The 18587-nt window shown below is 58.1% G+C and carries 15 protein-coding genes and 1 tRNA gene; 14 read left to right on the top strand and 2 right to left on the bottom strand.

Translation table 11 applies throughout. The annotated features are described in order from the left end of the window. Window positions 1-47 precede the first annotated feature (47 nt). Genes WFP06_RS09215 through WFP06_RS09205 form a run of 3 tightly spaced genes read left to right on the top strand, consistent with a single transcriptional unit; the run spans window position 48 to window position 2781 of the window. Window positions 48-1799 (top strand): DNA polymerase III subunit gamma/tau, encoded by a 1752-nt coding sequence (locus WFP06_RS09215; protein WP_336986877.1) that lies wholly within the window; start codon window positions 48-50, stop codon window positions 1797-1799. A 25-nt stretch (window positions 1800-1824) separates the two neighbouring features. Continuing rightward, entirely contained in the window at window positions 1825-2166 is a 342-nt protein-coding gene (locus tag WFP06_RS09210; protein ID WP_336986876.1) for a YbaB/EbfC family nucleoid-associated protein, read from the top strand. A 21-nt stretch (window positions 2167-2187) separates the two neighbouring features. Next, on the top strand, window positions 2188-2781 hold the full coding sequence (locus WFP06_RS09205; RefSeq protein ID WP_336986875.1) for an SRPBCC family protein: 594 nt from the start codon (window positions 2188-2190) through the stop codon (window positions 2779-2781). 48 nt (window positions 2782-2829) lie between these two features. Here the strand turns inward: WFP06_RS09205 and WFP06_RS09200 are convergent, their stop codons facing one another. Continuing rightward, window positions 2830-3636, bottom strand: coding sequence for a MipA/OmpV family protein (locus WFP06_RS09200; RefSeq protein WP_336986874.1), 807 nt, complete (start codon window positions 3634-3636; stop codon window positions 2830-2832). Window positions 3637-3976: 340 nt separating this feature from the next. Between WFP06_RS09200 and lon the strand changes: the two genes are divergently transcribed. Together lon and WFP06_RS09190 are read left to right on the top strand one after the other, a co-directional pair. Next, complete coding sequence (gene lon / locus WFP06_RS09195; RefSeq protein WP_336986873.1) at window positions 3977-6367, top strand: endopeptidase La; 2391 nt, start codon at window positions 3977-3979, stop codon at window positions 6365-6367. A 232-nt stretch (window positions 6368-6599) separates the two neighbouring features. Next, the gene (locus WFP06_RS09190; RefSeq protein ID WP_336986872.1) at window positions 6600-6872 is read left to right on the top strand and encodes an HU family DNA-binding protein; all 273 of its coding nucleotides are present in this window, start codon (window positions 6600-6602) and stop codon (window positions 6870-6872) included. Window positions 6873-6961: 89 nt separating this feature from the next. Here the strand turns inward: WFP06_RS09190 and rlmB are convergent, their stop codons facing one another. Next, the gene (gene rlmB / locus WFP06_RS09185; RefSeq protein ID WP_336987670.1) at window positions 6962-7765 is read right to left on the bottom strand and encodes a 23S rRNA (guanosine(2251)-2'-O)-methyltransferase RlmB; all 804 of its coding nucleotides are present in this window, start codon (window positions 7763-7765) and stop codon (window positions 6962-6964) included. A gap of 164 nt (window positions 7766-7929) precedes the next feature. On the opposite strand from rlmB, the gene WFP06_RS09180 reads away from it, so the two are divergent. From WFP06_RS09180 to pyrH, 9 genes are all read left to right on the top strand, one after another. Then, a tRNA-Tyr gene (locus WFP06_RS09180) sits at window positions 7930-8015 on the top strand. Window positions 8016-8255: 240 nt separating this feature from the next. Beyond that, window positions 8256-10820, top strand: a complete 2565-nt coding sequence (locus WFP06_RS09175; protein ID WP_336986871.1) for a TonB-dependent receptor — start codon at window positions 8256-8258, stop codon at window positions 10818-10820. A gap of 122 nt (window positions 10821-10942) precedes the next feature. Next, window positions 10943-12073 carry a beta-ketoacyl-ACP synthase III gene (locus tag WFP06_RS09170; RefSeq protein ID WP_336986870.1) on the top strand — a complete coding sequence of 377 codons (1131 nt, stop codon included), beginning with the start codon at window positions 10943-10945 and terminating at the stop codon, window positions 12071-12073. A 59-nt stretch (window positions 12074-12132) separates the two neighbouring features. Continuing rightward, window positions 12133-12885, top strand: a complete 753-nt coding sequence (locus WFP06_RS09165) for a phosphatidylserine decarboxylase (protein WP_336986869.1) — start codon at window positions 12133-12135, stop codon at window positions 12883-12885. Then, window positions 12885-13727, top strand: a complete 843-nt coding sequence (locus WFP06_RS09160; protein WP_336986868.1) for a CDP-alcohol phosphatidyltransferase family protein — start codon at window positions 12885-12887, stop codon at window positions 13725-13727. The genes WFP06_RS09165 and WFP06_RS09160 overlap by 1 nt, the downstream gene beginning before the upstream one ends. 576 nt (window positions 13728-14303) lie before the next feature. Further along, entirely contained in the window at window positions 14304-15059 is a 756-nt protein-coding gene (gene rpsB / locus WFP06_RS09155; protein WP_336986867.1) for a 30S ribosomal protein S2, read from the top strand. Window positions 15060-15173: 114 nt separating this feature from the next. After that, a complete protein-coding gene (gene tsf / locus WFP06_RS09150) occupies window positions 15174-16100 on the top strand; it encodes a translation elongation factor Ts (protein ID WP_336986866.1) in 927 nt (308 codons plus the stop codon). A gap of 553 nt (window positions 16101-16653) precedes the next feature. Next, entirely contained in the window at window positions 16654-17871 is a 1218-nt protein-coding gene (locus WFP06_RS09145) for a TIGR00341 family protein (protein WP_336986865.1), read from the top strand. Then, the gene (pyrH, locus tag WFP06_RS09140) at window positions 17840-18586 is read left to right on the top strand and encodes a UMP kinase (RefSeq protein WP_336986864.1); all 747 of its coding nucleotides are present in this window, start codon (window positions 17840-17842) and stop codon (window positions 18584-18586) included. Before WFP06_RS09145 ends, pyrH begins: the two co-directional genes overlap by 32 nt. Window position 18587 lies beyond the last annotated feature (1 nt).

Here is an 18587-nt window from a genome sequence, read left to right as displayed (position 1 = left end):
GGTTTTGCCGCTGACAAGGCGCGCGCCATTCCCTACCCTGACCGGCGATGAGCGAATCCGACACACCCGAACCGATTGAAACTGCCTCGGCTGAAGAGCTGGAGGCGGCTGGCCAGTCGGCTTTGTTCGGTGCCGGTGAAGCGTCTGCTGCGGCAGCGCCGAAAGCTGAACCGACCGATGCCGCGCAGCCATACAGGGTGCTGGCGCGCAAATACCGGCCGCAGACCTTCAGCGAGCTGATCGGGCAGGAACCGATGGTCCGCACGCTGGGCAATGCGATCAAGCGTGACCGGCTGGCGCACGCGTTTTTGATGACCGGGGTGCGCGGTGTCGGCAAGACTTCGACCGCGCGGCTGATTGCCAAGGCGCTCAACTGCATCGGGCCTGACGGGCAGGGCGGCCCGACCATCGATCCCTGCGGCCAATGCGAGCCCTGTGTGGCGATCGCCGAGGGCCGGCATATCGATGTGATCGAGATGGACGCCGCCAGCCATACCGGCGTGGATGATGTGCGCGAGATTATCGAAGCGGTGCGTTATGCCGCGGTGTCGGCGCGCTACAAGATTTATATCATCGATGAAGTCCATATGCTTTCGCGTAATGCCTTCAATGCTTTGCTTAAGACACTTGAGGAACCGCCTGCGCATGTGAAGTTCCTGTTCGCGACCACTGAAGTTGATAAATTGCCGGTTACCGTTCTCAGCCGGACACAGCGTTTCGACCTGCGCCGGATTACCGCGCCGATGCTGGCAGATCACTTTGCGATGATCTGCCGGAAGGAAGGCGTGGCGGCGGAGGACGAGGCGCTGGCGATGATTGCCAATGCGGCCGAAGGGTCGGTGCGTGACGGCCTTTCAATTCTCGATCAGGCCATTGCCCATGCCGATCTTGGCGGTGACGGCACTGTGCTCGCCGACCGGGTCCGCGATATGCTCGGCCTTGCAGACAAGGGCGGACAGCGGCGTTTGCTGACCGCGATGCTGGAAGGCGACGCGCAGGCGCTGCTGGCAGAAATAGATACGCAATACTCGCTCGGGGTCGAACCGCTGGCGCTTATGCGCGGGGTGATGGATCTGGTGCACAAGATTACCGTCACGCAGGTTGGCGCAAGCGAACCCGATGCGCCGACACAGGATGAACGTGACGCGGTCCGGCTATGGGCCGATAAGCTGACGGCCAGCCAGTTGCACCGGCTCTGGCAGCTCCTGATGAAGGGGCATGAGGAAGTGCGCGGCGCGCCCGATCCACTGGTCTCGGCGCAAATGGCCTTGCTGCGCGTGCTGCACGCCTTGGATTTGCCCGATCCCGGCGGATTGGTGAAAAAGCTCGAGGAAATGCTGGCAAACGCCGCGCCCGCGGCTGCAGTGTCCGCAGGCGAAGGGGCAGAATCCTCCCCCGCGCCGCAAACGCTGGACTGGCGCGCGCTGGTGGAAAAGGTCGAACATAAATATCTCGGTCTGGGTTCGCGTCTGCGGATGCAGGTCCGGCCAATTACGGTCGAAAGCGGCCGGTTGATCTATTCGCTGGCCGATGGATTCTCCGATAATTTTACCGCCGAATTGCGCGATGCGCTGAACGATCTGACGGGCGGGAAATGGCAGGTGACGCAGGGCGACGGCGGCGGAGAGCCCACGCTGGTCGAACAACAGGCCCGGGAACATGCAGCGACCGCCGAACGTATAAAAAATGATCCGCTAGTGGCCGCCGCGATGGCCGCATTCCCCGCGGCCAGGCTGATCGATGAAGACAGTCGCGCCGGTTGGACAGATAACAGCCCGCCGTGGAGCAAATCCGCCTGAGGCGGACCAGCATAAGGTATCCGATATGAAATCGATGGAAGAAATGATCCAGGCCGCGCAAAAGGCTGCCGAGACGATCCAGAAACAAATGGGCGAAACACAGGCGAAGCTCGATTCGATCGAGGTTGAGGGCCAGTCGGGAGGCGGGCTTGTAAAAATTCGCTGCACCGCGAAGGGCCGCATTCTTTCGGTGACGATTGACGAAAGCCTGATGAAGCCTGAAGAAAAGCAAATGGTCGAAGACCTTGTCACCGCCGCATTTAACGACGCACGCGACAAGGCCGACCGTGTATCGAACGAGGAAATGCAGAAAGTTCAGGGCGGCATGGGCCTGCCGCCGGGGTTCAAATTGCCCGGAATGGAATAAAACTGCGACGGGGAGGACAATATGGCAAACTTTTCTGAATTTATCGGCAGAAAGGCCGCACCGGTTTTTTCAGCCGTCTTCGCGGCGACATTGCTTTGTGCGTCTCCCGCCCATGCGGATGACGCAGAGGTTGAAATGGAAGTGATCGAGGACGGTGACCAGAAAACGCTGCGCCAGACGGCTGTTATCGCCGCTCCTCTCGCAGAGGTCTGGGCTGCATTCGTGACCGAGGAGGGTTATTCCGCCTGGGCGGTGCCGCATGTCGCGATTGATTTGCGAATCGGCGGGATGATGGAAAGCAGTTATGGCCCTGAATTCAGCGTGGGCGATCCGTCCAATATCAAAAACCAGATCATCGCATTTGTGCCGGAACGATTGCTTGTTCTGAAAAATGTCCAGGCGCCGGCAGGCTTTGCGCCGCGCGCAACGATGGACCGTCTCACTTCGGTTTTCGAGTTCGAATCCCTATCTGACGAAAGCACGCGCGTCACCGTGCATGGCATCGGATACGGCTCGGACGAAGAATCGCTCAAACTGATCGCGTTTTTCGAGGTCGGCAACAAATGGTCGTTTGAACAGCTTCAGAAACTGTTTGGCGAAAAGACCGGACGATAAAACCGCCGCGCGGTACCGGGCGCATGGTGCAGCGCAGCGGTTGGCGCCTCAGTCTACGCCGCGCCCGAAGGTGTAGCTCAGTGCTATTCCGCCCGCGAATTGATCGCGCGAACCAAATGCACTGACAACCGGCGAATCGGCGGGATCGCCAACCAACCGGTCATATTTGGCATAACCCATGATGCCCCAGCGCGGTGTAAACTGGCGAATGTAACCCGCTGTCGCGCCAACCGCTTGCAACCCGCCGCCAGCGTCATAAGCGGCCAGGCCCGATGGGCCCGCGTCCTGCGGTAACACGCCAAAATAGGCGTTTTGATAGTTTTCGCCCGAAAATGTCACGCGCGGGCCGATCGAGAAAACCTGATTGTCGCCGTCCCGCGCAACAAAGTCGGCCCCGACGACACCAATCAATCCGTCATGCCCGTTTACGCCGCGCCGTACCTCGGCGCGCAGGCGCAGATTTTCGCCCGCCTCGTACTGGACAAATCCGCCGACTTCGAATGTGAAATCGACTTCAGGAAGTGCGCCGCCGACATCGGCAGAAGATCGCTTGCCCTCCAGTCCCAGCGATGGGCCAATTGACAGCCCATCGTTTCTGAAGATTGCAAAACCAAAGCTTTCATCCGGTGCTTCAAACGTGAATTCCTCCCCATCTCTCGCACGCGAGATGTCCATCAACGGTCTGATCGATGTCTTGTCGGAGCCGGGATAGCTGGGCACGAATTGCGGACCGATCGCGATCCGCGTACGTTTTTCCCCCCGGTCTTGATCCTGCGCCGATGCGCCCACCGGAATTGCGAGCACAGCGGCGGCACAAGCGGAGGCAAAAAAAGTAGCGGCGGTACGGTTGATCATGGTCTGGTTCCGTTATGGGGCGAAGTGTGCGGCGCGCAGTTTCCCGTTCGCGCATTTGATGAAGCAACTGACGATCCTAATGGCAGTTCCTGTTCCGGGCCACCAATCATTCGAAGATCGGCTGTATCTCTAATGTATCCGCGCGCAGTTTGCACCCGCTGCAAAGCGCTGTCCCTCCGGCAGCCCATTCCTTTCCGCAGCCCTGTCCCTTCCACAGTTAAGCACGATGCCCGCTTGCGGCGATGGCGCCGGCTACCCATATCGGAAGTCAACCACGCGCCGATGCGCGCCCGCGCGCTGCGTCCCCACGAACCGCGCCTTGATATATGGACTGCCTGAAATGAAACTTTTCCCTCTTCTTCCCTTGCGTGACATCGTCGTGTTTCCGGGCATGGTCGTACCGCTTTTCGTGGGCCGGGATAAATCGGTGGCCGCGCTGGAATCGGCGATGCAATCGAGCAAGGATATATTCCTTCTTTCGCAGCTTGATCCCGGCTGCGATGATCCCGAACGCGACGATTTATACGATGTCGGCGTTGTCGCACAGGTTTTGCAGTTGCTCAAATTGCCCGATGGTACCGTGCGTGTGCTGGTCGAAGGGACGCAGCGCGCCACGCTCGAATCGCTGCGCGAAGAAGGCGGTTTCGATGTCGCGCAGGTCGATATCCCGGAGCCCGAGACCGCGGGTGGCAGCGAAGTCACCGCAATGATGCGGACGGTGGTCAGCCAGTTCGGTGAATACGCGAAGCTGAACAAGAAAGTCGGCGATGATGCAGTGTCCGATCTGGGCGATATCGATGATGCCGGACAACTGGCCGATGCGATTGCCGCGTCGATCAACGCCAAGGTTACCGACAAACAGGCGCTGCTGACCGAGAGCGATCCACTCAAACGGCTCGAAATGGTTTTTTCCTTTATGGAAGGCGAATTGTCCGTCCTGCAGGTTGAGCGCAAAATTCGCGGCCGGGTAAAGCGCCAGATGGAAAAGACCCAGCGCGAATATTATCTGAACGAACAGATGAAGGCGATCCAGTCCGAGCTTGGCGGCGAGGGTGAGGACGGCGACGAGCTGGGCGAGCTGCAAAAGAAAATCGACACGATGAAGCTGTCGAAAGAAGCCAGGGACAAGGCCAATGCCGAACTGAAGAAGCTGAAGGCCATGCAGCCGATGAGCGCCGAGGCGACCGTTATCCGGAACTATCTGGACATTCTGCTGGGTTTGCCATGGGGCAAGAAAAGCAAGGTCAAGAAAGACATTGGCGAAGCGCAAAAGGTGCTCGACGAAGATCACTACGCGCTCGACAAGGTCAAGGACCGGATCATCGAATATCTCGCGGTGCAGGCGCGGACGAACAAGCTCAAAGGCCCGATCTTGTGCCTGGTGGGCCCGCCGGGCGTCGGCAAAACCTCGCTGGGAAAATCGATTGCGCGCGCGACCGGGCGTGAGTTCATTCGCCAGTCGCTGGGCGGCGTGCGTGACGAGGCTGAAATCCGCGGACACCGCCGGACCTATATCGGCTCGTTGCCAGGTAAGATCGTAACCAATCTGAAAAAGGCGGGGAAGAGCAATCCGCTGTTCCTGCTCGACGAGATCGACAAGCTGGGACAGGATTTTCGCGGTGACCCCGCATCGGCGCTGCTCGAGGTGCTCGACCCTGAACAGAATTCGAAATTCCAGGACCACTATCTGGAACTCGATCTCGATCTGTCGGACATCATGTTCGTGACGACCGCCAACAGCCTCAATCTGCCGCAGCCGCTGCTCGACCGGATGGAGATCATCAGGCTTGAAGGTTACACCGAAGATGAAAAGGTTGAAATTGCGAAGCGTCACCTGATCGCGAAGCAGATCGAAGCGCACGGACTGGCTGATGGCGAGTTCGAACTGACCGAAGACGCCTTGCGCGATCTTATCCGCTATTACACGCGTGAGGCCGGGGTCCGGACACTTGAACGCGAAATTGCGCGGCTGGCGCGCAAGGCGCTGCGCAAAATTCTCGAGAAGGAAGTGACCAGCGTCACGGTTACGCCGGACAATCTTGGCGACTTCGCCGGTGTGCGCAAATTCAAACACGGCATGAGCGAAGACGAGGCCGAGGTCGGTCTGGTTACCGGCCTTGCATGGACCGAAGTAGGCGGTGAATTGCTGTCGATCGAAAGCGTGACGACACCGGGCAAGGGTGAGATAAAAACCACCGGCAAATTGGGCGATGTAATGAATGAAAGCATCGCGGCAGCGTTCAGCTTTGTAAAGGCGAGGGCACCCGCCTACGGGATCAAGCCGTCGATTTTCCAGCGCAAGAACATCCATATCCATTTGCCCGAAGGGGCTGTGCCAAAAGACGGGCCGAGCGCGGGTATCGGGATGGTCACGTCAATCGTCTCGACGCTGACCGGAATTGCCGTCCGGCCGGATGTGGCGATGACGGGCGAGGTCACGTTGCGCGGCCGCGTCCTGCCGATCGGCGGTCTTAAAGAGAAACTGCTGGCGGCGCTTCGCGGCGGCATCAAAACCGTGCTCATCCCCGAAGATAACGTCAAGGATCTCGCTGAAATACCGGATAAGGTCACCTCAGGGCTGGAAATTATCCCGGTCGGCCATGTCGATGAAGTTCTGGCGCGCGCGCTTATGGCGATCCCGGCTCCGATCGAGTGGACCGAGGCGGATGATCTGGCGAGCCAGCCGTCACATGGCGGCGTCGACGGCGGAGGCATTCCGACATCCCATTGATATTGCTGCAACGCAGCGAATCGGACCAGGCTTTGCCGATCAAATTCGGGTGAGACCGGCGGTTTGCCGCTGGCGAGGCCCTTCGCATTCGAAAAAATCCTGCAAAAGCGACGAAGTGACGGGATTCTGGGTGATTTGCCTTTGACAGCCACCGAAAATATCTTTCAACTCAAAGCCCATTGCTGATCACCTTCAGCAGTTCTCAAATTTCTATTTTCCAGGGGGATCCCGAATGAACAAGAACGACCTGATCAGTGCTGTTGCTGAATCCAGCGGCCTGTCCAAAAGTGATGCCGCAGGCGCAGTTGAGGGCGTGTTTGGCTCGATCCAGAAATCGCTTTCGAAAGGTGACGAAGTGCGCCTTGTCGGATTCGGAACATTCTCGGTCGCGCGGCGCAAGGAATCGACCGGCCGCAACCCGCGGACGGGCGAACCCATGACGATCAAGGCATCGAACCAGCCAAAGTTCAAGGCCGGCAAAGGCCTGAAAGACGCCGTCAACTGACGCATGTCCGATAAATCATGATTACCGGCGCCGCATCCTGACCGCAGGGTGCGGCGTTTTCTTTTTGCTCCAAAGGGGTGTGTCACCCGCTAGGCGGGTTCGCCGGAACGGGTCGCCACGGCATAGAGCGCCACCGCGGCGGCGTTCGACACGTTCAGACTTTCGACGGCACTGGAAATCGGGAGGCGGGCGAGCGCATCACAGTGCGAGGCAATATTCGCCCGCATTCCCGGCCCTTCGGCACCCAGAACCAGCGCAATCGGACCTGCCGCCATCGCTTCGGATAATGTGGCTTCGGCTTCACCTGCCAGGCCGATCCGCCAATATCCGGCGTTGGCAATATCTTCCAGCGCACGTGCCAGATTGACCACGCGCACCCATGGCACCGTATCCAGCGCACCCGAGGCAGATTTAGCCAACGTTCCGGATTCGGGCGGCGCGTGCCTGTCCTGCGTGATTACGGCAGCCGCCCCAAACGCCGCGGCAGACCGGATTATGGCGCCGACATTATGCGGGTCGGTGACCTGATCCAGCACCACCAGCGGACGGCCGGCTTGGGCCGACATAACATCTTCCAGGTGAACTTCGTCAAGCGGCGAGCATTCCAGTACCAGGCCCTGATGCGGCGCGTCGCGTGCCACCAGGCGGCCGAGATCGGGCGCTGAGGCGTATTCGACCGGAAACCCTTCAGGCAATTCGCCGTCCAGCGATTCTATGCCTTCTTTGGTTGCCCACAGCTTTTGGTGATTGCGGTCCGGGTTTCGCAGTGCCGCCTCGACTGCGTGGCGGCCCCACAGCCGCACCTGGCCTGTGCTTGCCCTGCCGCTTCCGCGCCCGCCTTGCATACGGCCTGCGCGGCCCCTTAGCGCGCGCTTGCGTTCGCCTTTTGCCATCATCGTTCCTGTCTGAAATGCCGGTTCGTTTACCCTCTGCCAGCGAGGCAGTTGACAGGCAAGCCTCGCTTCGCCATTGACCCGCGCACTCGGCTTGGCAGGCTCGTTTCGGCGGGCCGTCAGAAATGGCCCGATTATGTCGGGCCAGCTCATCGAAGTGATGTGGACAGGTGGCCGAGTGGTTAAAGGCAGCAGACTGTAAATCTGCCCGCGCAAGCGTACGCTGGTTCGAATCCAGCCCTGTCCACCATCACTGCGATCGCCCCCACATCACGCCGGAAGTATGCGGGACAGCTGTTTTTGGAGCGGCGCGTACAGATGGGTGGTGGTGTATTTTGGCAACTCTTCATCAGTATTGTTAAGCAACCTAGCAACGACCGATTGCTGCAGGACTCTGTCCTATGCTTATATGATTGTAAGCCATTCCGTGTATGGCTTTAATAGAAAATATCACAGACGGTAAAAATGCCGCTTTTGGGAGAGAACCGCGATGAAATCTGTACTTTTACGAACCACCGGAATTGCCATGGCGGCTGGTCTGCTTGCGGCCTCTGGCAATGCAATGGCGCAGGATGCTGCCGCTGGCGGTCCGGACGCTTCCAATCTTGAAGATAGCGACGTGATCATCGTAACGGCCAACCGGCGTGCGCAGGATGTGCAAGACGTGCAGATCGCCGTGACGGCGGTCGATGCCGTGACGCTTGAACGTCAGGGCGTTGATAACATTGTCGAAGTTACCGATGTCGCCCCAAGCTTTTCCAGCTCTACCGCCCAAGTGGCATCGGGCTCGGTCGTATTGCGGATCCGCGGTGTCGGGACAACGTCGAACAATATCGGCTTCGAAAGTGCCGTGGGTATTTTCGTTGACGGTGCATATCAATCGCGACCTGGCGTTGCACTGTCCGAATTTGTCGATGTCGAGCGACTGGAAGTCCTTCGCGGACCACAAGGCACTCTGTTTGGCCGGAACACTTCAGCCGGTGCGCTCAGCATTACCAACAAACGCCCGGATTTGAATGATTTTGGCGGCTTTGCAAACGCATCATACGGCAATTTCGATCAGATAAGCCTTCAAGGCGCGGTCAATGTCCCGATTGTGCAGGATTCAGTCGCGGTCCGACTGACCGGAGCTTTTCGTAAGCGTGACGGATTTCTGACCGTTGTCGATGCCGCAGGAAACGCTTTCGATGACACGAACGATGTAGAACAATATATTGTGCGTGGTCAGATCGGATTTGAAACCGAAGGCGGTATCAAGGGACGTCTGATCGCCGATTATTCAAACAGCACCAGCAGTTGTTGCGGGGCAATCGAACTGTTCGAATCCCCGGTAATCGCGGCAGGCGCCTATGCCGCAGTTGGCTTGCCAAGGAATGGCGGTAATGGTCAGGACTTCGTTTCCAGGAACCGGTTCGGCCAGGCCGAGTTCGAGCGGGCAGCAGACAATCGCCAGGTTTCGCTGAATTTCGCACCCGAAGCGGATGTCGACAATTACGGCGTCACCGGAGAAGTAGAGTTACCGCTCAGCGATAACGCAGACCTGATCTTTATTGGTTCATACCGCAAATATGACGCGCTTGAGCGTTATGACAGCGACTTTACAGCGTTGGATATTTTCAACGTTGACCCGCTGCTGACCGAGATCGAAACCTACACTGCCGAATTGCGACTGCAAGGCGACGCTGCTGACGGCCGATTGAATTATATGGTCGGCGGATATTATTCTGACGAGCAGATCAATACGCAGGTAACCTTCCTTCTGGGTCAGGATTACGGCGAAAATGTAGGAGCCGCGTTCTTTGGCGGTGCGTTTGGTCCAAATCCGTTGACGAGCTTTACCGGTGTCGATCCTGCGGGAACGGTCACCACAAACGCCTTCAATCAGAGCGCGCAAAGCTACTCTGTATTTACCCATAATTCGTTCGAGATCGCGGAAGGTCTGGAGATAACACTGGGGGCGCGTTACTCATGGGAGGACAAAGAAGGTGGCTTTGATCAAATAGCAACCAATAACCAGATTTGTCCTGCATCGGCTGCGGGTATCTTGAATGGCTCTATTCCCGGTGCATTCGTGCCGGCATTCGTCGGTCTGGGCTGCTTCGGTTTCGCGGCTCCGGCCGATCTGCCAGCGTCGGCTGTTCTTCCGCTGGTGCGCACCTTCGATGCAAACTTCAATGACGAAGAATTGATCTATACGGCGAAAATCGGCTATGCGTTTGCAGCGCCGGTAAATGTCTATGCCAGCTTCACCCATGGGTACAAATCAGGCGGTATCAACCTTGATACCACTGCTGCGGTAGCCGGGGCCGATCCGACATTTAAATCCGAAGAAGTGGACGCGTACGAGATTGGCCTCAAGGCCAAACTGCTGGATAACCGGGTTACGCTGAACCTTGCGGGTTTCCGTGAGGAGTTCAGCAATTTCCAGGTGCTTGAATTTACCGGCACAGCCTTCCAGACATTCAATGTTCCGAAAGCGATTTCTACCGGTGTCGAGCTTGAAACGGTCATTCGTCCAAGTGACGAGCTGTCGATCAATGGCGGGCTCACAGTGCTTGATGCACGATATCCGGACGATTGTTCCGGGGACTCATTGCTCATAACGGTGAATTCACTGTGCGGAAACGATCTTACAAATGCCCCGAATATCGTTGCTGTATTGGGCGCGACTTACGAGAAGAATTTCAGCGCTGACTGGGACTTCTTCCTTGCGGGTCAAGTGCGCATGGAATCAGATCAACGCACATCGACCCAAGCGATTGTGCCACCTACTGCCGCTCAAGTGACTGCTCTTGGACTTCAGGGCGCGATTGATGCGGCTCCGCTCATTGTGGCGGACGTTCAGGACGGAAGCATTTTCGCCAATGTGCGTGCCGGTTTCGGACGGGCTGACGATAGTCTCGCGATTGAATTTTGGGTCAATAACCTGACCGACCGTGTGACACGGGGCGTTACCTTCAACACGACGTTGCGTAGCACTGGCGCCAACAACTCGCGTTCCGCTTTCACTCTGCAGCCGCGCACTTACGGTGTAACGGTGCGTACCAAGTTCTAAGGTTTATCCCGCAGAATTCATTGTAAAACCAAAGCAGGGGCCGCTTGCATATCGCAGGCGGCCCCTTTCTTTTGCCACGTTGATTGTTGCCGCTGGGCCTCCTCCGCATTAGGAACCCGACTATGCAAGCAACACATCCTCCCGTTATTTCTTCGACCGGTCTGTTTACCCCTTGGGAAAGCATTTCCAACGGCGAGCTGGTCGAAAGTTTCAATGCCTATGTCGAAAAATTCAATCACGAAAATGCCGCCGGGATAGAGGCGGGTGAGGTCGAGGCACTATCTCCGAGCTCGGTGGAATTTATCGAGAAAGCCAGCGGGATAAAGTCGCGCTACGTGATGGACAAGGCATCTGTGCTCGACCCTGAAACGATGTGTCCGCGGCTTCCCGAACGCAGCAATGACGAAAATTCGGTAATGGCCGAAATCGGTGTCAACGCGGCCAGGCAGGCAATGGCGCAGGCTGGCCGTGATGCTGCCGATATCGATGCAGTCCTTTGCGCGGCATCCAACATGCAGCGTGCGTATCCGGCGATGGCAATCGAAATCCAGCAAGAGCTTGGCATCGACGGGTTCGGTTTCGATATGAATGTTGCCTGCTCGTCTGCCACCTTCGGCATCCAGACAGCTGCCGATTACATCCGGTCGGGCAATGCGCGGTCGGTGCTGGTGGTCAGTCCTGAAATAACCTCGGGCCATTTGAACTGGCGCGACCGGGACAGTCATTTCATTTTTGGCGACGTCGCCACAGCCGTGCTGGTCGAAAGCAAGGATATGGCCCCGGCAGCGCATTGGGACATTCTGGGCACCAAGCTCAAGACCGTGTTTTCCAACAACATCCGCAATAATTTCGGATTTCTCAACCGGACCCATCCCGGTACCGCCAACGATGCCGACAAGCTGTTCGTGCAAGAGGGGCGCAAGGTTTTCAAGGAAGTGGTGCCGATGGTGGCAGCCATGATAGTCGAAGAGGCTGAGCGGCTGAACATTGAACCTTCGTCGTTGCGGCGGATGTGGCTGCATCAGGCCAATGCAGGAATGAACCGGCTTATCGCGCAAAAGGTGCTGGGTCATGATGCGAGCGAAGACGAAAGCCCCACAGTGCTTGATACGTATGGCAATACGTCCAGCGCCGGATCGATTATCGCGTTTCACAAACACAACAGCGATCTGGCGCATGATGACGTCGGTCTGATCTGCAGTTTTGGTGCGGGCTATTCGGCAGGAACGGTGTTCGTCCGCAAGGTTGCCTGATCTGGTTGCGAGACGTCGCGCGCTTGCCGCGCACAGTTGTAATCCCTAGGTACATAAAGATGGCTGGTGACTTATTAGATAATCGCGGACGCGGAGAAGTTGATTGGCAGCTTCCCTCGGTCCACCCTGAAGGGCGGAAATTCGGTCTGATTGCCGTGGGCATCAGTCTGATCTTTCTGCTGCTGCTGGATCTGTCATTCATCGGATGGCCGCTGCTGGCGCTGGCTGGCGGTGTGTTTGCGTTTTTCCGCGATCCCGAACGGGTTGTCCCGCAAAGCGACACGGCAATAATTTCTCCTGCGGATGGGCAGGTTTCGCTGATCAAGGAAGTGCCGCTACCGGCAGAATTGCAGTTGATTGACGAACAGGCCGGAAGCAACCCCCCTGCTGGCCCGGTGACGCGGATTTCCATATTCATGTCCGTTTTCGATGTGCACATCAATCGTGCGCCGATCGGCGGCACCGTGAAGCGCATGGTCTATATGCCCGGTAAATTTCTCAATTCCGACCTCGACAAGGCGAGTGAAGAAAACGAGCGGCAGCACATCATGATCGAACGAAGCGACGGACTGGTGATCGGCTTTACCCAGATCGCCGGTTTGCTGGCGCGCCGCATCGTTCCCTTCGTCAAACCGGGTGATATTCTTGCGGCTGGTCAAAGGGTGGGACTGATCAGGTTCGGCAGCAGGGTCGATGTGTATCTTCCCGCCGGGACCGGGGCAAAAGTGCTTTTAGGTCAAAAAGTTGTTGCCGGAGAGACTGTTCTGGCCGAGGTTGGCGATCAGAAGCTGATCGAGGGTGTAAGCCAATAATGGATGATCTGGGCGAACGGGTAGGCCCCAAAGCTACAGAAGGTGAAGTCCGGAAACGGCGGTTCTCAGGCCGCGGGCTTTCGCTTCGCGCGGTTGTGCCCAATGCAATTACCGCAGCGGCAATGTGTGCTGGTTTGACCGGGATCCGCTTTGCTATTGTTGGCGATTGGGAAAAAAGCCTCTTCGCCGTCATCTTGGCCGGTGTGCTTGACGGTATCGATGGCCGCATCGCGCGGCTGCTGAAAGCGCAATCACGATTCGGTGCGGAATTGGACAGTCTTGCCGATTCGCTTTCTTTCGGTATGGCGCCGGCGCTCATTCTTTATCTTTGGTCGTTGCAGGACTGGCCGCGTTTCGGCTGGTTTGCCTGTCTGGCATTCGCGCTGGCGGCGACATTGCGGCTTGCCCGCTTCAATGCGCAGATCGACGAGGATGATCAGCCGCACAAGTCTGCAGGTTTCCTGACCGGCGTGCCGGCACCGGTAGGGGCGGGATTGGCGTTTTTGCCATTCTATCTCTGGATTGCGACCGGGATCGACGCGTTCCGCGACCCGATCGTCAATGCTGTGTGGATCGCGCTGATGGCGTTTTTCATGATTTCGAACATCGCGACGTTGAGCTGGTCGGCAATCAAGCCGCAGCGAAGTGTCCGCCTGGAAATGATCTTCGGTATAGGTCTGCTGTTTGCCGCGTTGCTAAGCGAGCCCTGGTGGACGCTGGTGGCGATTTGCGCTGCCTATCTGGCGCTGATGCCGCTGGGGATCATGCGTTACAGCCGGGTCAAGCGGCAACGCGAAGCTGCGGGCGCGAAACCACCGGCAGAGCCTGCCGCACTGCCATAGCCGATCCGATACACGTCACCGTTGCCGGTTCAGACCGACCGGAGGCGTTTTCAAAGTGAACCGTGACGCAGCGGGTGTTGCGCAGCGCGGCGTTTGAACGGCGGATCCGGCCATAACTTTTAAACGCACGATAATAACTGTCGGCAAGCGTTGCAGCCGCCAGCAAAGTGATGGCGACAAATCCGGCAGTAAATACAAAAGCGAGCATCGTAATCGTCCTGTTCCGAATATCCGCAAACCTGTTGCCAATCTGTTGACAGCCTGTGGATAGTTAGTGGAGAACACCCAAAAGCCGGCTGTGTTCCAACAATGAAGCCAGTGTTCTCGATTTGTTCTAGGCTGTCAAGTGCAAGCAGAGACGAATTGCATAACAAATGCGCCGAATTGAGGCTGGCTTTCCGTCACAACAGCCGCTAGGTGACGCTCGCCTTGCGCAGATTCGGCCGATTCTGGCCATTTCGAACCAGGCATATGCCCTCGGGCAAATTCACATGGAAAGCGCACATACCGGTGCTGATGCGGGATCTCCGCTGATAGTTCCTGCTTTCCAGAGGTATAACCGGAAGGAATTTACTTATGGCGGCACCTACCGTCACGATGCAGCAATTGATCGAGGCCGGATCGCATTTCGGCCACCAGACCCACCGCTGGAACCCGCGTATGAAGCCGTATATTTTCGGCGCGCGTAACGGTGTCCACATCATCGACCTGTCGCAGACCGTACCGCTGTTCGCACGCGCTCTCGATTTTGTTGCCGCGACCGTAAAGTCGGGCGGCAAGGTTCTGTTCGTGGGCACGAAGCGTCAGGCGCAGGAGCCTATCGCAGAAGCTGCCCGCGCTTCGGGCCAGCATTTCGTCAACCATCGCTGGCTGGGCGGGATGCTCACCAACTGGAAGACGATTAGCGGTTCGATCAAGCGTCTCAAGACGCTTGAAGAGCAGCTTGGCGGCGAAATGTCCGGCCTTACCAAGAAAGAAACGCTCCAGTTGACGCGCGAACGCACGAAACTGGAACTTTCGCTTGGCGGTATCCGCGACATGGGCGGCATTCCCGACGTGATGATCGTGATCGACGCAAACAAGGAAGAGCTCGCCATCAAGGAAGCCAACGTGCTTGGTATTCCGGTGATCGCCGTGCTCGACACCAATGTCGATCCAAGCGGTATTGCATTCCCGATTCCGGGTAATGACGATGCGGCCCGCGCGATTCGCCTCTATTGTGAAGCGATCAGCCAGGCAGCCCGCAAGGGCGGCGATCAGGGTGTGGCCGATTCGGGTGTCGACATCGGCGCCATGGAAGCCCCGCCAGCAGAAGCCGCTACCGAAGCTTGAGGCGTTTGCGCCTCGCCCTTCGAACAGGGCGGCGCGGCCCCACTTACAGAACAACTGGTGCGCCGGACCACAACTGGTTCGGCGCCCTTCACTTTTTGAAAAAGGACACGAGAGATGGCTGCATTTTCAGTCGCTGACGTAAAAACACTGCGCGAAAAAACCGGCGCGGGCATGATGGACGCCAAAAAAGCGCTGACCGAAGCTGGCGGCGACATCGAAGCCGCGGTCGATGCCTTGCGTGCCAAGGGTCTTGCCACCGCACAGAAGAAATCGAGCCGCACCGCTGCAGAAGGCCTGGTCGGCGTTGCAGTCGAAGGCACGAAGGGCGTTGCCGTCGAAGTGAATTCGGAAACCGATTTCGTTGCGAAGAACGACCAGTTCCAGTCTTTCGTGCGCAACACCACCACCGCCGCACTTGGCGTGGCCGGTGATGATGTCGAAGCGCTTAAGGGTGCTGCCTATCCCGGCGGCGGCACGGTTGCCGACAAACTGACCGACAATGTCGCGACGATCGGTGAAAACCAGCAGGTCCGCCGGATGAAGACCGTTTCTGTTTCCAGCGGAATGGTCGTTCCCTACATCCACAATGCTGCGGCGCCCAACCTCGGCAAAATCGGCGTTCTGGTTGCGCTTGAAAGCGAAGCGGGTGCCGACGTGCTCGAACCGCTTGGCAAACAGCTGGCCATGCATATCGCCGCCGCTTTCCCGCAGGCGCTGAATGCCGACGGTCTCGACGCCGAACTGATCGCGCGCGAGCGCGCTATCGCTGCGGAAAAGGCTGCCGAAAGCGGCAAGCCCGAAAACGTGCAGCAAAAGATGGTCGAAGGTGCGGTAAGCAAGTTCGCCAAGGAAAATGCGCTTCTGAGCCAGCTGTTCGTGATGGATAACAAGACACCCATCGCCCAGGTTGTCGAACAGGCGGGCAAGGAAGCCGGTTCCGCAATCGTGCTGAAGGATTATGTCCGCTTCCAGCTGGGTGAAGGCATCGAGAAGGAAGAAAACGACTTCGCCGCAGAAGTCGCGGCTGCTGTTGGCGGCTAAAGAAACCGAACATTCGTCATTCCTGCGTTCGCGGGAGCGACAAAAGTTTTGCTGGACAGTATGGCCGCCGGATCCTCTCGGGTCCGGCGGCCTTTTTGTGCCTGAAGGCCGGTTGGTCCCGGCGCGGTAAAATTGCGCCAGGGTTACACTAGTTACACCCTGTAACTCTACCGATTAACCCTTAAACATCTGAAACGATTGTTTATTCTTTAGGGTGACAGATTTCGTGGTTTTGCGCAAATCGCGAAAAAGACATAAATGTCCCCAAAGTTGCGCGTGCCGTGATCGATATCCGACAATGAGAAAGAACGCAGCATCCGTAGCGGCTGAACCGGATGTAGGAAAACGGGTTCCGCCTCCATCCCGCCATCCAAACGCTGACCGGGGATAGGCCGCCCCGGCAAACCTTCGTTCGGGCGGTTGCGAGGTATCTTCGCCTGCATCGGGACGGCTGGCTTGGCAGCGTGTATCCGGCGGCCCTATGCTACGCTGCCTGCCGCCTGTGCGCTGGACTGGCAGCACGCGATATTCGCAGCGTTGAGGGGTAAAACATATGTCCGCCCGGCTTGTCGAGATATTTATCCCGGAAACAATGGTCACGCAACTGGAGGAAATGCTGCCGCGCCATTGCCGGCGGTTCTGGCGTGAGACGGTGCCCGGTAGCCAGGAAAAATACAGCTGTATCGTGCAACAACGGTACGCCGAACGCCTACTGAGTGAACTGGATGCGGTGTTCGGGTCTGTGCCCAATTTTACCGCCTATGTCGCGCAGCTCGAAGCGGTCCTGCCGCCTGTCGCGGAAACGGCAGAGACGGAATTAGCCGGTCCCGGCGCGCTGCGCCCGCCCACCGCCATCGAACGGTTTTTCAGTCGTGACCGGATCAGCACCGACGAACTTTATGACGATATCGAGGAAAGCCTGCACATAACCCCCAGCTATTTGCTGACGGTGGTCTTGTCGTCGATAATCGCCGGTTTGGGTATGCGTAGCGGCCAGACCGCGGTTGTGATCGGCGCGATGATAATTGCCCCGCTGCTGGGGCCGACCATGGGCGTCGCCCTGGCTGCGACTGTCGGCAACCGGGCGCTGGGATGGAAAGCGGCCGGAACGCTTCTGGCGGGCGCGCTGTTTGCAGTAGCGGGGGGCATTGTGGTCGGGCTGTCGGTGACCATCGATCCGCTTGTTCCCGAATTGCAAAGCCGCACGGTCGTGCAGGCTGCCGATATTGCGCTGGCGCTCGCGTGCGGTGCAGCAGGTGTTCTGGCGTTCAGCCGCGGCGCTTCGCTGACACTGGTGGGGGTTATGGTCGCCGTTGCTCTGGTCCCCCCGCTTGCAGCCACCGGCATTTTTCTGGGAACCGGCGAACCCGCCGTGGCGGCAAATGCACTGTTCCTGTTCGCGATCAATCTGGTGTGCGTCAATGTAGCGGGAATCGTGATGTTCCTGATTCAGGGATTGCCGCCCAAAAACTGGCGCGTGACAAGCGGGATACTGGCGGCCTGGATAGTGATCCTGCTGCTGCTGGCATCGATGATGGCGGGACGGCTGGTATTCGGCGTCGGCGTTGGCGCCGGCGTTGGCGTCGGCGTCGGGCTCGGCACACTGGACACCGCCGGGCGCAATGCAGTGGGCGCCGACTGGTTGGGCGTCATTACTCCACAGGCTTTCCCTTTGCGCCTGCGCGGCCATGCGGCTAAGGAACGCCGCAACCTGAAACCAGTTGGATTCTCCTCGCCCTATGTCAACGCCAGCCACAGATCCCGGATATAAACGCATCCTGCTCAAACTGTCAGGCGAAGTGCTGATGGGTGAACAGGATTACGGGATCGACCCGGCCTATGTCGCGCGGCTTGCCGAAGAAGTGAAAGCGGCAAAGGATACCGGACTTGAAATCTGTCTGGTGATCGGCGGCGGCAATATCTTTCGCGGTGTTGCGGGCGCAGCGCGCGGGCTGGACCGCACCACCGGCGATTATATGGGTATGTTGGCGACCGTGATGAACGCGCTGGCGATGCAAAATGCACTCGAGCAGGCGGGCGTCCCCACGCGCGTTCAATCGGCCATCCCGATGTCTTCCGTGTGCGAGCCTTACATCCGCCGCCGCGCCGAACGGCATCTCGAAAAAGGCCGCATCGTGATTTTTGCCGCGGGAACGGGCAATCCGTTTTTCACCACCGATACGGGCGCTGCCCTGCGCGCTGCCGAAATGGGCTGCGACGCGCTGCTGAAAGGGACAAGCGTGGACGGGGTTTACGACAGCGATCCCAAAACCAACCCCGACGCCAAACGCTTCGATGAAATCACTTACAGCCGCGTGCTGAACGACAATCTGAAAGTTATGGACGCGACCGCCGTTGCGCTGTGCCGCGAAAACAGTATTCCGATCGTGGTGTTCTCGATCCGTGAAAAGGGTAATGTCGTGCGCGTGATTGGCGGCGGAGGGGTCCAGACCATCGTAAAAGAGACACAGAGCAAGGAAGCCTGAG

Source organism: Altererythrobacter aquiaggeris (assembly GCF_037154015.1).
Taxonomy (GTDB): domain Bacteria; phylum Pseudomonadota; class Alphaproteobacteria; order Sphingomonadales; family Sphingomonadaceae; genus Aestuarierythrobacter; species Aestuarierythrobacter aquiaggeris.
Note: the sequence above shows the minus strand (reverse complement) of the source record. Positions and strands in the feature narration are given on the sequence as shown.